At 76.0% G+C, this 13544-nt stretch carries 11 protein-coding genes; 2 read left to right on the top strand and 9 right to left on the bottom strand.

Annotated features, from left to right (window positions below; translation table 11 throughout):
* Positions 1–178: 178 nt before the first annotated feature.
* The 8 genes from OG799_RS04980 to OG799_RS04945 are packed head-to-tail and all read right to left on the bottom strand — an operon-like array spanning position 179 to position 8999.
* On the bottom strand, positions 179–1162 hold the full coding sequence (locus OG799_RS04980; protein WP_406043532.1) for a DNA topoisomerase IB: 984 nt from the start codon (positions 1160–1162) through the stop codon (positions 179–181).
* Entirely contained in the window at positions 1146–2114 is a 969-nt protein-coding gene (locus OG799_RS04975; RefSeq protein WP_406043530.1) for a glycosyltransferase family 9 protein, read from the bottom strand. The genes OG799_RS04980 and OG799_RS04975 overlap by 17 nt, the downstream gene beginning before the upstream one ends.
* Complete coding sequence (locus tag OG799_RS04970) at positions 2111–2812, bottom strand: SDR family oxidoreductase (protein WP_406043528.1); 702 nt, start codon at positions 2810–2812, stop codon at positions 2111–2113. The genes OG799_RS04975 and OG799_RS04970 overlap by 4 nt, the downstream gene beginning before the upstream one ends.
* Complete coding sequence (locus OG799_RS04965) at positions 2809–4329, bottom strand: PfkB family carbohydrate kinase (protein WP_406043526.1); 1521 nt, start codon at positions 4327–4329, stop codon at positions 2809–2811. Before OG799_RS04965 ends, OG799_RS04970 begins: the two co-directional genes overlap by 4 nt.
* The gene (locus OG799_RS04960; protein ID WP_406043524.1) at positions 4326–5081 is read right to left on the bottom strand and encodes an SIS domain-containing protein; all 756 of its coding nucleotides are present in this window, start codon (positions 5079–5081) and stop codon (positions 4326–4328) included. Before OG799_RS04960 ends, OG799_RS04965 begins: the two co-directional genes overlap by 4 nt.
* Positions 5081–6298 (bottom strand): glycosyltransferase, encoded by a 1218-nt coding sequence (locus tag OG799_RS04955; RefSeq protein ID WP_406043522.1) that lies wholly within the window; start codon positions 6296–6298, stop codon positions 5081–5083. Before OG799_RS04955 ends, OG799_RS04960 begins: the two co-directional genes overlap by 1 nt.
* Complete coding sequence (locus OG799_RS04950) at positions 6283–7257, bottom strand: glycosyltransferase (RefSeq protein ID WP_406043520.1); 975 nt, start codon at positions 7255–7257, stop codon at positions 6283–6285. Before OG799_RS04950 ends, OG799_RS04955 begins: the two co-directional genes overlap by 16 nt.
* On the bottom strand, positions 7254–8999 hold the full coding sequence (locus tag OG799_RS04945; protein ID WP_406043518.1) for an HAD-IIIA family hydrolase: 1746 nt from the start codon (positions 8997–8999) through the stop codon (positions 7254–7256). Before OG799_RS04945 ends, OG799_RS04950 begins: the two co-directional genes overlap by 4 nt.
* Before the next feature lie 391 nt (positions 9000–9390).
* Here OG799_RS04945 and OG799_RS04940 point away from each other — a divergent pair, with 391 nt between their 5' ends.
* Positions 9391–10158, top strand: a complete 768-nt coding sequence (locus tag OG799_RS04940) for a polyprenol monophosphomannose synthase (RefSeq protein WP_406043516.1) — start codon at positions 9391–9393, stop codon at positions 10156–10158.
* Positions 10159–10395: 237 nt separating this feature from the next.
* On the opposite strand, the gene OG799_RS04935 is transcribed toward OG799_RS04940, so the two are convergent.
* The gene (locus OG799_RS04935) at positions 10396–12000 is read right to left on the bottom strand and encodes a phytoene desaturase family protein (RefSeq protein WP_406043514.1); all 1605 of its coding nucleotides are present in this window, start codon (positions 11998–12000) and stop codon (positions 10396–10398) included.
* A 72-nt stretch (positions 12001–12072) separates the two neighbouring features.
* Here OG799_RS04935 and OG799_RS04930 point away from each other — a divergent pair, with 72 nt between their 5' ends.
* Complete coding sequence (locus OG799_RS04930) at positions 12073–13506, top strand: aldehyde dehydrogenase family protein (RefSeq protein ID WP_406043512.1); 1434 nt, start codon at positions 12073–12075, stop codon at positions 13504–13506.
* Positions 13507–13544: the final 38 nt, after the last annotated feature.

Below are 13544 nucleotides of genomic sequence, written 5' to 3'. Positions count from 1 at the left end.
GGAAACCGGCGCGGCCCACTGGTATCGGGGGGCCGTGGCGAGGCGCCCGCGGCGGTCCGTCGCGGGCGGCCGCCCGGTGCCGAGGGGTTCCCGCTCGCACCGGCGGGACCACCGGGACCACCGGACACGCCGACTCCGGCCTCGTCGTACTTCCCCCCAGGACTGACGACGGGGCCGGTCAGGCCTCTTCCAGCAGCGCCAGGATGACCTGCTCCACGTCGCCGCGCGGCATCTCCGGCTCGACCGGCGCCACCACCCCGTCGTGGTAGAGGTCCACCACCCGAGGGTCCACGTAGGACGTACGGGCCACGGTCGGGGTGTTGCCGAGCAGCTCGGCGACGGACCGCATCACCGTCGCGACGGCCCTCTTTCGGGCCGTCGCCGACCGCTGCCGGCCCACCGTGGCCAACTCCGTCGCCGCCAGCACCGTCGCGTGCCAGGTACGGAAGTCCTTCGCGGTCATCTCCCCGCCGCTGGCGTCGCGTAGGTAGTCGTTGACCTCGTCGCTGCGCACGTCGCGCCAGCTCTGGCCGTCCCAGTAGCCGAAGAGCCGTTCCTCGGCCCGCCGCCGGCGGCGCAGGTTGGTCAGCACCCGGCACAGCTCCGGGTCCTCGATCCGGCGTACCTGGTCGATGCCCCCCTTGGCCGGGAACTCGAAGACCACGCACCCTCGCCGGGACCGGGCGTGCTCGGGGCGCAGGGTGGCCACGCCGAAGGTCGGGTCGTCGCCGGTGGCGTACTGGTCGCTGCCGACCCGGAACATGCCCATGTCGAGCAGCCGGGCGACGGTGGCGAGGACCCGTTCGCGCCGCAGCCCGCGCAACGCCAGGTCGTGGTCGACCCGATCGCGCAGCACCGGCAGCCGGTGAGCCACCTCCAGCACGTGGTCGAACTTCGCCTCGTCCCGCTTCTGGCGCCACATCGGGTGGTAGAGGTACTGCTTGCGACCGGCCGCGTCGACGCCGGTGGCCTGGATGTGCCCGTTCGGGTACGGCGAGATCCAGACGCCCTGCCACGCCGGCGGGATGACCAGGTCGCGCAGCCGGGCCAGCTCGTCGGGAACGCGCACCGGCTCGCCCTTCGCGTCGACGAAGAGCCAGCCCTTGCCGCGCCGCCGGCGCCCGTACCCCGGCCTGCCCGGATCGCTACGCCGCAACCGCACCGGAGACCCGCACCGCCCGTTCCGCCTCGTCCACGGCGGCCAGCACCTCGTCGACCGGGATGGCCGCCAACGTCGGCGGCGTTCCTACCCCGCCCGGCCCGGTCCGAGCACGGTCGATACGTGTCCGGTCGGGGGCGTCGAGCACCCGGTGCCGGGGGCGGTCGGGCGGCGGCCCCCAGCGGGCCGGCGGAACCGGTCCGAAGAGCACCACCGAGGCGGTGCCGTACCCGGTGGCCAGGTGGGCGACCCCGGTGTCCGCGCTGACCAGCAGCCGGGCGGCGGCCACCAGGGCGGCCAGCTCGGCCAGGCCGGTCCGGCCGGCGAGCACCGCGTCCGGGGTCAGCCCGGCGGCGTCGGCCACCCGGGCGACGAGGTCCCGCTCGTCGGCCGAACCGGTCAGCACCACCCGGTGGCCCCGGTCGGTCAACGCCCGGGCGAGCGCGGCGAACCGCTCCGCCGGCCAGCGCTTGGCGTGGACCTTGCCGCCGGGGTGCAGCACGGTGGCGCCGGCCGGGACGGCCGCCGCGGGCGGCGGCAGCAGCGCCAGGTCGGCGGGGTCCGCCGGCAGGTCGTACCAGTGCAGGAGCCGGCACCAGCGGCGGACCTCGTGCTCGTCGTCGTCCCACTCCGGGCCGTCGGCGTGCCCCGCCTCGGCGTTGCCGAAGGCGAGCAGCCGGCCCGGCCGGGCGGCGGCCAGCAACCGGTGCGACCGCGGGCCCCGGCCGTGCAGGTTGACCGCCACCTCGGGTGACGGCGCCGGCCACGCCGGCGGGTCCAGCCCGTCGGTGGGCAGCACCCGGTCGATCCCGCCGACCAGGTCGGCCAGCGGCGCCAGCCAGGCCGGGGCGGCCAGCACCAGCTCCCGGTCGGGGAATCCGGCCCGCAGCCCGCGCAGCGCCGGGACCGCGGTGGCCAGGTCGCCGACCCCGAGCGCCCGGAGGACCAGGATCACGGGTACGACGACTCCTGCTCGGCGCAGACCACCATCTCCCGTACCGCACATCCGGGTGGCTGGGAGAGGGCGAACATGATCGCGGCGGCGGTGTCGGCGGGCTCGTTGAGCGCGGCGTCGGGACCCGGCCGGTACTGCTCGTCCCGCTCGTCGAAGAACGCGGTGCGCATGCCGCCGGGGATCAGCAGGGTGACCGCGACCGACCCGGCGAGCTCCGCCGCGAGGGCCCGGGTGAACCCGACCACCCCGAACTTCGCCGCGCAGTACGCGGTGGCGTCGCTGACCGCCTTCACCCCGAGGGTGGAGGCGACGGTGACGATGCTGCCCCGCGAGGCCTCCAGGTACGGCAGCGCGGCGCGGATCACCGCCGCGGTGGCCAGCAGGTCCACCGTCACGATCCGTTCCCAGGTCTCGCCGGGCACGTCGGCCAGCTTGCCCGGGACGTCCGTGCCGGCCGCGGTGACCACGGCGTCCAGGCCGCCGGAGCGTTCGGCCAGCTCGCGGGTCGCCGCCTCGGCGGCCCGGGTGTCGGCCAGGTCGCACTCGACCCACGGCACCCCGTCGCCGGGCGGGTGCCGGTCCAGCACGAGGGGCCGGCCGCCGGCCCGGGCGACCGCGGTGACCACGGCGGCGCCGAGGCCGCTCGCGCCGCCGGTGACCAGGACGGTGGGGCCCGCCCCCGGGGAACTGGCGCTCATCGTGCTCCCTCCGCCGTCGACCGGACGGCCGTCGCGCCGGGCCGGGCCACGGTCGGCCCGCCGGTTGTCCCGCGGCGGCCGGTGCGGGCCGCGGCGATCATGTCGGTGGTGGACCGGCCGTCCAGGTACGGCACGACCACGGTCTGCCCGCCCCAGCGCCGCAGGATCTCCGCCTCCGGCAGCGTCTCCTCGCCGCCGCCGGTGGCGTAGTCACCGCCCTTGACCCAGATGTCCGGGCGGAGCCAGGACAGGGCCGCGTGCGGGGTCGGCTCGTCGAAGATCAGCACGGCATCGACGCAGCTCAACGCGGCGAGCAGCCGGCTGCGGTCGCCCTGCGGCACCACCGGCCGCTCGGGCCCCTTGAGGCCGACGACGCTACTGTCGGAGTTGAGGCAGACCACCAGGCAGTCGCCGAGCTGGCGGGCCGCCTGGAGGGTGGCCACGTGTCCGGCGTGGAGCAGGTCGAAGCAGCCCCCGGTGGCGACCACCGTGCCGCCGGCCGCACGTACCCCGGCGATCACCGCGCCGGCCGCGGCCGGACCGATCCGGTCCTCGCCGCCGCCGGGCGCGGCCTGCAGGGCCGGTCCGACCTGGGCGGCCGACCGGGCGGGACCGGCCGGGACCGGCGCCGGCAGCGCGGCGGCCACGCCCCCGGCCGCCACGTACGCGGACGCCTCGGCGACCGCCACCTGCACCGCCTCGGAGACCAGCGCGCCCCGGGCCAGGGCGAGGGTGGCCGCGGCCGCGAACCGGTCCCCCGCCCCGCAGGTGTCCCCCTCGGCGCTGGCCGGTGCGGGCACCACCAGCGGGGTGGTACCGGCGTGGGAGAGCAGGACCCCGTCGCCGCCGAGCGTCACCGCCACCGCGCCGGCCCGCCACCGGTCGCGCAGCGCCTGCGCGCCCCGCGACGCGGTCACCAGCCGGGAGGCGCCCGGCGGCGCCTTCGCCAGTTCCCGTGCCTCGAACTCGTTCGGGGTGGCCAGGCGCACCCCCGGCACCGCCGCCGGCCCACGCGGGTGCGGGTCCCAGACCACCGGCGCCCGGGTGGCGGCGAGCGCGGCCCGCAGCGCCGGCTGCCCGGCGACCCCCCGGCCGTAGTCGCTGACCAGCACCGCGGACGCCCGGGCGATCAGCCGCAGCACCGCCTCGCCCGGTTCACCCGGCTCGCCGGGCGTCCCGCCCCGGTCGTGCCGCAACAGCACCCGGCCGCGGACCCGCAACCGGATCTTCTCCGGGGTGGCCCCGGCCAACGGGAGCGCGTACAACTGCACGCCCGCGGCGGCCAGCAGCGTGCTGAGCCGGGCCCCGCCCGCGTCGTCCGCGATGGCGGTGACCAGCGCCACCTCCACCCCCTCGGCGGCGGCGAAGACCGCGGCGAGGCCGGCGCCCCCGGGCCGGTCGACGTACGTGGTCTCGTCGAGCACCGGCACCGGGGAGTCCGGACAGAGCCGGTTCACCACCCCCTCGACGTCTCGGTCCAGCAGGGTGTCACCGATCACCACCACGGGTCCCGTCACGCTCGACCTCCTCCTCGGGCCTCGACCTCCGGGGCCTCGTCAGCGAGCACCACCTCCACGCCGGTGCGCACCGGCGTGGAGCGGGCGGGTGTGGTCGACGCCGGCTGCGCCACCTGGCCGGCGAGCGCCTCCGGCTGCGCGGTCCGGCCGGCGAGCGCCGCCGGCAGCGCCCGCTCGACGTACTCGCAGAGCACGTGGGTGGCGACCAGGTGCAGCTCCTGCACCACCTGGCTCTCCGGCGAGTCGATGGCCAGGGTCTCCGCGCAGGCGTCGGCGAGGGGGTTGGGGGTGGGTCCGGTGAAGGCCCAGCAACGTAGTCCGGTGTCGTGTCCGGCCTGGGCGGCGGTGAGGAGGTTGGTGCTGGTGCCGCTGGTGGACATGAGCAGGAGGATGTCGTCGGTGCGGCCGTGGGCGCGGACCTGGCGGGCGTAGACCTCGTGGTAGCCGTAGTCGTTGCCGATGGCGGTGAGGGCGCTGGTTTCGGCGTGCAGGGCGATGGCGGACAGGGGTTCGCGATCGTCGCGGAGTTTGCCGACGAGTTCGGCGGTGAGGTGTTGGGCTTCGGCGGCGCTGCCGCCGTTGCCGGCGACGAGGAGTCGGCCGCCCCGGGCGAGGGTCCAGGCCAGCTCGGTGCCCCAGCGGGCGAGCAGCCCCTCCGCCCGCCGGAACGGCAGCAGCGCCGCCGCCAGGTGGCCCAGGTGGGTGTCCAGCAGTGTTCCGGCGCCGTCGCCGGTGCGGCCGGGCGCCGCCATCAGGCGACCACCCGGGTCGGCCGACGCACGGCAACCACCTCGCCGTACACCTCCGTCAGCCGGTCCGCCGTGGTCGACCAGGAGTAGCAGCGGCGGGCCCGTTCCAGCGCCGCCGTGGCGTACGCGAAGCGCCGGATCCGGTCGCCGAGCAGCCGCTGGATGGCCGCGCCGAGCGCCTGCGGGTCCCGGGCCGGCACGAGGTCGCCGGTCCGCCCGTCGACCACCGTGTCGATCAGCCCGCCGACGGCGGTGCCGATCACCGGTACGCCGCACGCCATCGCCTCCAGCGGGGTGAGCCCGAACGGCTCGTACCAGGGGGCGGCGACCAGCACATCGGCGGAGCGGTACCAACGGCCCATCTCCTCGCGGGGCACCGCACCGGCCAGCCTGACCCGGTCGGCGATGCCGAGGGAGTCGGCGAGGGCGCGCAGCCGCAGCGCGTACGGGTCGGTCTCCAGCAGCCCCGCCGGCGGGCCACCCACCACCACGCACTCCGCCCCGGGGACCAGGGCCGTCGCCCGGATCACGTCCTGGAAGCCCTTGCGTTCCACCAGCCGGCCGACGGTGAGGATCCGCGGCCGGTCGTGGTCCCGCTCGGCGGCGGGGCCGAGCGGGGCGAAGGTGCCGAGGTTCACCCCGGACGGGACGATCGTCATCCGGGACCGGGGCACCCCCATCCGGACCAGCTCACCGACCTCGTCCTGGCACTGGGCGACCACCCGGTCGACGGACCGGCCCAGCTGGAGTTCGTGCCGCACCCGGCCCGGCGGGCTGGTGTCCTGCGCCCCCTGGTGGCGCCGCTTCACCGTGCCGAGCGCGTGGTACGTCTGCACCACCGGCACCCCGGTGCGCCGGCCCGCGGCGAGCGCGGCGAGGCCGCTCATCCAGAAGTGCGCGTGGATCACCTCGGGCTCCCAGTCGCCGGTGCGCCACCGCTCCGCGAGCCAGCCGCCGAACTCGGCCATGTACGGCAGCAGTTCGTCCTTGGCGACGGGTTCGGCCGGGCCGGCGGGCACGTGCACCACCTCGAAGCCGTCCGGGGCCCGTACGGTCACGGGCAGGTCCACGGCGTCGCGGCGGGTGTAGACGCGGACGTCGTGGCCGGCGGCGACCAGCGCGGCGGAGAGCTCCGCGACATGCGTGTTCTGGCCGCCCGCGTCCTCGCCGCCGAGGACGGCGAGCGGGCTGGCGTGCTCCGAGATCATCGCGACGCGCATACTTCCTCCTCCAGCAGCCGGTCCCAGTCGGCGAGGAAACGGTCCAGGCCGTAGCGGTTCCGGGCGGCCACCCGGGCCTCGGCGCCCGCCCGGCGGGCCGCCGACGGGTCCTCGACGAACCGTCGGGCCGCCTCCAGCAGCACGTCCACCCGGGTGGAGAGGGCGCCGGCGGACGGCGGCACCGCCTCCACGGCCTCGGTGGTGGCGAGCGCGACGACCGGCATGCCGATCGTCATGGCCTCGATCAGGCTCAGCCCGAGCGACGTCCACCGGCACAGGTGCAGGTACGCCCGCCGCCGGGACAGTTCGGTGTGCATGGCGTGCTGCGGGACGTCGTCGTGGCTGGTGACCCGGTCGGCCGGCAGCCCGAGGTGGTCGGCCAGCCCGGCCACCCCCATGCCGTAGACGTCCAGCGGGGCGATCTCGGCGAACCGGGGCAGCAGGTCGCTGCCGGTGACCCGCCAGCGCCGGACCGGCTCGTTGATCACCACCGCGAGCCGGTCCAGCTCGCCGGTCCACTCGACGGCCGGCGCGACCACGCCGTGTTCGACGACGGCGGTGCGGGTGCCGCCGTTGTCCCAGAACAGCTCGTTGAAGTGCGTGACGTGGGTGAGCAGCAGGTCGTCCCGGTCGGCCATCGGGTGGCGGGTGTTGGGCACGTCGCCCTTGGGAGTGTTGTGCTCGACGTAGATCGCCGGCACGTCGCGGCCCACCCGGCGGCCCAGCCATTCGCAGGCGAGGTCGAACTCCTCGGGGCGCTGGAGCAGGACGACGTCCACGTCGGCCCGGGCCAGGTCCTGCGGGGTCACCTCGACGGCGTTGTCGGGCCACGGGTAGGTCCGCGCCCGGCCCAGGCCGTACGGGCCGCGATCGGGGGTGACCGGCACCAGGTACCGGTGTTTCCCGTGCACGAAGGATGTGGTCCAGGAGCCGTGCACGTGCCACAGCAGGACGTTCATCGGGCCACCCCGCCGGTGGCGGTCACCGCCGGTCCGCGCGGCGGGCCCGCGAACACCGCCCCCGCCGGCGCGTCGGCGGGTACGCCGAGCAGCCGCAGCGCCGACAGCACCCGCCCCGGCTCGACGGCGGAGAGGCAGGGGTGTCCGGGCACCGGGCAGCGGGTGGCCCGGGTGTCCCGGCAGGCCGCCCCCGCGTCGCCGAGCCGGACCGTCGGCACCCGGTAAGGCCCCCACTGTCCGTACGGGACGGTCGGGGCGAACAGGCTGACCACCGGCACCCGCAGCGCCGCGGCCAGGTGCGCCGGGCCGGTGTTGCCGACGACGAGCGCGCCGGCCCGCGCGATGATCGCGGCCAGCTCGCCGAGGCCGGTGCGACCGCCCAGGTCGAGTCCGCCGGCGGCGGCGACCCGGGCGGTGAGTTCCCGCTCGTCCGGGCCGCCGGTGACCACCACCCGGTACCCGGCGCCGTGCAGCACCCGGACGATCCGGATGGCCAGTTCGGGCGGGCAGGCCCGGGTCTGGACCGACGACCCGGGGTGCAGCACCACGTAGCCGGGTTCGCCGGGGCCGGCCGGGGCGGCCGGCAGCCGGTCGGCGCGCAGCCGCAGCGCAGGCTCGTCGTCGTCGGGCAGGGTGAAGCCGGCGGCGGCGGCGAGCGACAGTGCGCGTTCGGGTTCGGGTACGCCGGTCGGGACGCGGTGGCGGATGTCGAGCAGGGAGCCGGGGTAGTCGTCGCTGATCGCGCTGATGCGGGGTACGCCGGCCATGCGGAGCAGCAGGGCCAGGGGCAGGGGTGACTGGTGGAAGGAGGTGAAGATGACGGCCTCGTCGGCGTCGGCGGTGGTGAGCCGGTCGGTGAGCCGGTGGATGTCGTCGGGGTCGACGGGTGCGGGGTGGCCGTCGATCCAGGGTAGGGGCCATTCGATGATCTCGTCGATGCCGGGTAGGAGGTCGGCGGCGGCGCGGCCGCGGGGGCCGCAGAGCAGTACCACGCGGTCGGCGCCGGCGGCGACGGCGCGGATGCCGGGGCCGGTGACCAGCAGGTCACCGGCGGCGTCACTGCGCACCACCAGCACGGTGCCCCGCCGCGAAGCCGACGCGGGCGCGGCCACCAGGCCGATCCGGTCGAGGATCCGCGCCACCGCGGCGGGCAGGTCGTCGACGACCGTGGGCGCGGAGGCCACCTCGGCCGGCCGGGTGGCCGGGGTGGGCACCATGATCCCCGCGGCGCCGGCCGCCGCGGCGGCGTCCATGTCGGCGCCGATGTCGCCGACCATGACGCACCGGGTCGGGCTGGTGCCGAGGGCGCGGGCGGCGGCGCGCACCAGGCCCGGCGCGGGCTTGCGGCAGGCACAGCCGTCCCGCTCGCCGTGCGGGCAGACCTGCCAGGTGTCGAACGGCCCGAGCAGCTCCTCCACCCGGGCGTTCACCCGGCGCAGCTGGTCGGCGGTGAACATCCCCCGGGCCAGTCCCGACTGGTTGGTCACCACGGCCAGCCGCAACCCGGCGGCGCGCAGCCGGTCCAGGGCCTCCCGGGCACCCGGCACGGGGCGGACCTTCTCCGGGTCGCCGTTGTAGGGCACGTCCTCGACCAGGGTGCCGTCCCGGTCCAGCAGCACCGCGTCGAAGAGCCCTGGCGGGAACCGGTGAGGACCGCGGTCAACCGGGGCTGACCTGCGCTGATCCCGCTCGTGGTCCCGTCGCACGGCGGGCGGGTTCCCGAGCCCCCGGGGAGTAAACATCATCTTCGGCGGAGCCGGCCCGACGGCCACCCGACGCCCTGGGCGGGTCCGGCGGGCCCTCGCACCACTCCCCCGCCCGGTGCGGCGTTACCCGCCGCCCCCGAGAAGCTAACCCGGCGGGCCCGTCAGCGGCGGAGCAGCTGAGCCGGCTCTCCGACATCGCCACCCGGCAGAAGGCGGACTCCGCTGGGTGAGCGCGCACAAGCCGACGGCTTCGGCCCTCGCCCTTGGCGGGCTGGCGCTGGCGGCCACCGCACTGGCCGGCCAGCTACGCTGAACCGCTGGCGGGGCGACGCTCCGCAGCCTCCGGACGGGCGTCTGTGCGGACCGGGCGGAGGCAACTGGCTACCCTCTCAGGTGAAACACTGTCGGCCGACCAAGGATGTCCGTGATGATCGAACCCGTGCAGTTGCCCGCTCCGTGGCAGGACGCACGCCTGACCGTCGTCGTTCCCACCTACAACGAGGCGGGGAACCTCCCGGTGCTGGTCGAGCGGCTCCTCGCCCTCCCGCTGCCGGGGCTGAAGGTGCTGATCGCGGACGACAACTCCCCGGACGGAACCGGCGAGGTGGCGGACAAACTGGCCATCGAGCACCCAGACCGGGTACAGGTGCTGCACCGCGCGGGCAAGGAGGGGCTCGGCCGGGCGTACGTGGACGGGATCGGCCGGGCGTTGGACGGCGGCGCCGAGTACGTGGCGCAGATGGACGCCGACCTGTCGCACCCGCCGGAGGCGCTGCCGGGCATGCTCGGCGCGCTGCTCTCCACCCAGGCCGGCGTGGTGATCGGCTCCCGCTACGTGCCCGGTGGGCAGCTGGACGAGAACTGGCCGCTCTACCGGCGGGCCCTCAGCGGCTGGGCCAACCTGTACGTGCACACCCTGCTCCAGGTGCGGATCCGCGACCTCACCGCGGGCTTCAAGATCTGGCGCGCCGACGCGCTGCGGGACATCGGGCTGGACCGGGTGCAGTCGAACGGCTACAGCTTCCAGGTGGAGATGCACTACCTCGCCACCAAGCTCGGGCACACCATCCTGGAGGTGCCGATCCGCTTCGAGGAGCGGCGCGACGGCATCTCCAAGATGACCACCGCCACCAAGATCGAGAGTGCGCTGATGCCGTTCAAGCTGCGCGCCAAGCACCGTAACCTCGGCGACTGACAGCCCCCACTTCCCGGCCCCGCCCCGTCGTCACCCGTCGTGACGGCCGGGGCGGGGCCGTCATCGTTCGGTGCACCCTTTGCTCTGCTTCACCTACCGCAACACCATCCTGAGCTGCACCTTCCCGCGGTCGTCGGGGGCGGGCGACACGGCGGCGAGCGCGAAGCGTAACTGTTGCGTGGAGTGCAGCAGAGCAAAGCACGCGAAGAAGAGTCCCCTGCCCCGACGACCGCGGGGTCAGCGGTAGATCGCGCGGTGCGCGGCGTCGATCACCCCGGCGTACAGGCCGCCGGTGAGCGCGCGGTCGCGGGCCAGCGCCGCCCGGGCCGCGTTCGCGCCGGGCGCGCCGTGCACCCCGCCGCCCGGGTGCGCCGACGAACTGGCCAGGAAGAGCCGGTCCACCGGGGTGTCCGCGCGACCCAGGCCGGGAATCGGCCGCAGGAAGAGCTGCTGGTACGCGGCGGCGGTGCCCCCGCCGAGCGCGCCACCGACCAGGCTCGGGTCGCCGGCCTCCAGGTCGGCCGGGCCGGCCACGTGCCGCCCGACGATCAGCGACCGGAAGCCGGGCGCGGCCTCCTCCAGCACCTCCTCCATCCGCTCGACGTGTCCGGCGAACTCCTCGGCCCGCCATTGTCGACGGAACGGCAGATGGGTGTACGACCAGAGCGACTCCGTACCGGGCGGGGAGTGGCTCGGGTCGGCCACCGACATCTGCCCGACCAGCAGGAACGGGTCGCGGGGCATCTCGCCCCGGGCCAGCGCGGCGGAGTAGGTGGTCAGCCCGTCGAGGTCGGCGCCGAGGTGCACGGTGCCGGCGGTGGCGACCGTCCGGTTCTTCCACGGCACCGCCGCGGACAGCGCCCAGTCCACCTTCAGGGTCGAGCCGTCCCACTTGAAGTGCGCCAGGTCCTCGACGAGGCGGGGCGGCAGCGCCGCCGCGCCGACCAGGTCCAGGAAGAGCGCCGGCGCGGGTACGTCGGCCAGCACCGCCCGCCGGGCCCGCCAGGTGGCGCCGCCGGCGGTGCGGACGCCCATCGCCCGGCCCCGGGCGGTGAGCACCCGGTCGACGCGGGCGCCGTAGTCGATCCGGCCACCCCGCTCGGCCAGCCGGGTGACCAGCGCGTCGGTGATCTTCTGGGCCCCGCCGACCGGCACCGGCCAGCCGACCTGCTGGCCGAGCATCGCCAGCAGCCAGCCGTACACCCCGGAGCCGGCCTCCTCGGGGGACAGGTCGGTGTGCAGGGCGCAGCCGGCCAGCAGGGCCGGCCCGCCGGCGCCGTCGAAGAGTTCGTCGCCGAGCTTGCGGACCGGCACGACGAGGCGGCGGGCCAGCCGCAGCGCACCCGACACGCGCAGCCGGCGCAGCAGGCCGACGCCGCCGCGCACCGGTGGGAACGGCGCGGTGATGGCGTCGAGCATCGGCTCTGCCACCTCGCACCAGTCGGCGTACGCGTGCCGCCAGCGGTCCCCGTCCCCCGGGGCGAACGCCTCCAGCGAGGCGGCGGTGGTGTCCAGGTCCCGGTTGACCACCGCGGCCCGTCCGTCGGGCAGCAGGTGGGCCAGCACGTCGGGGGCGTGCGTCCAGCTCAGCCCGTACCGGTCGAGGTCCAGGCCACGCAGCACCGGCGAGGCGTACCCGAGTGGATAGAACGAGCTGTAGAGGTCGCTGAGGTAGCCGGGGGCGGTCACCTCGGCGGAACGGACCGCCCCACCGGGGGCCTGGGTCGCCTCCAGGACCAGGACGTCCCAGCCCGCGTCGGCCAGCAGGTTCGCGGCCACCAGGCCGTTGTGGCCGGCGCCGACGACGACGGCGTCCGCGCTCGCCGTGGCGGTCGTGGTCATCCGATCCGCCTACCCGGCCGCTTACCGGGCGAAACGCGTTTGCCCCGCCCGGGTCGGGGCATCCACTGCCGCATGTACACGGTTGCGCAGCTCATAGGTGGAGTGTGGGGCGCGGGCGGCACGGGAGGCGAGCTGGTCGTACACGATCCGGCCGACGGCTCCCCGGTGACCACCGTGCCGGTGGCGACGGCGGACGAGGTGGCGAAGTCGGTCGAGGCAGCCCGGGACATGGCGGCGGAGTGGGCCGCGACCGCCCCGGCGGAACGGGCGGCGGCGCTGCACCGGGCCGCGGACGCGGTGGTGGCCGCGGCGGAGGAGCTGGCGCAGGCGACGACGGCGGAGATGGGCAAGCCGCTGGACGACGCGAGCGGCGGGGTGGCGGCGGGGGTCGGCACCCTGCGACAGTACGCGGAGCTGGCCCCGGTGCGCGGCGGTCGGACGCTGCACGGCGGGCCCGCGTCCATCGACTTCATGGCCCCCGAGCCGCGCGGCGTGGTCGCCGCGATCACCCCCTGGAACGACCCGGTGGCGGTCTCCTGCGGGCTGCTCGGCGCGGCCCTGGTCACCGGCAACGTGGTGCTCTACAAGCCGAGCGAGCGCACCCCGGCCACGGGTTGGCTGCTGGCGAAGGCGCTGGATTCCGCGCTGCCCGCCGGGGTGCTGTCGCTGCTCACCGGCGGCCCCGAGGTGGGCGCGGCGCTGTCCGGCCAGGACGTGGACATGGTGGCCCACGTCGGCTCCACCGCCACCGGCCGGGAGATCGCCGCCGCCGGAGCCCGCACCGGCGCCAAGGTGCTGCTGGAGAACGGCGGCAGCGACCCGCTCGTGGTGGACGCGGGCGTCGACCCGGTCTGGGCGGCCGATCAGGCCGCGCTCGGCTGCTTCGCCAACGCCGGGCAGATCTGCGTGGCGGTGGAACGGATCTACGTGCACCGGGACGTGGCGGAGGACTTCGTCGACGCGCTGGTGCGACGCGCCGAGGCCCTGACCATGGGCCCGGGCCGCGACCCGGGGACGCAGCTCGGCCCACTGGTAGACCGGCGGCACCGGGACCACGTGCACGGGCAGGTCACCGCCGCGGCCGCGGAGGGGGCGCGGGTGCGTACCGGCGGGACGGTGCCGGACGGGCCCGGGGCGTTCTACCCGGCGACGGTGCTGTCCGACTGCCGACACGAGATGACGGTGGTCCGCGAGGAGACGTTCGGGCCGGTCGCCCCGGTGATCGTGGTCGACTCGTTCACCGAGGGGCTGCGCTGCGCGGCCGACTCGCCGTACGGGCTGGCGGCCACGGTGCTCACCGGGTCGATGAGTCACGCCCAGCGGGCCGCACGGGAGCTGCCGGTCGGCACCGTCAAGATCAATTCGGTCTTCGGCGGGGCGCCGGGCGGCGCCGCGCAGCCGCGCCGGGGCAGCGGCCAGGGCTTCGGGTACGGCCCGGAGCTGTTGGACGAGTTCAGCACGGTGAAGACCGTGCACATCGAGGCGCCGGGCGGCGGCCACTGGTGACGACGGCACGACCGGAGCCCGGGACCAGTGATCCCGGG

The sequence above is a fragment of the Micromonospora sp. NBC_00898 genome (genome assembly GCF_045207895.1).
In the GTDB taxonomy this organism is placed as follows: domain Bacteria; phylum Actinomycetota; class Actinomycetes; order Mycobacteriales; family Micromonosporaceae; genus Micromonospora.
Note: the sequence above shows the minus strand (reverse complement) of the source record. Positions and strands in the feature narration are given on the sequence as shown.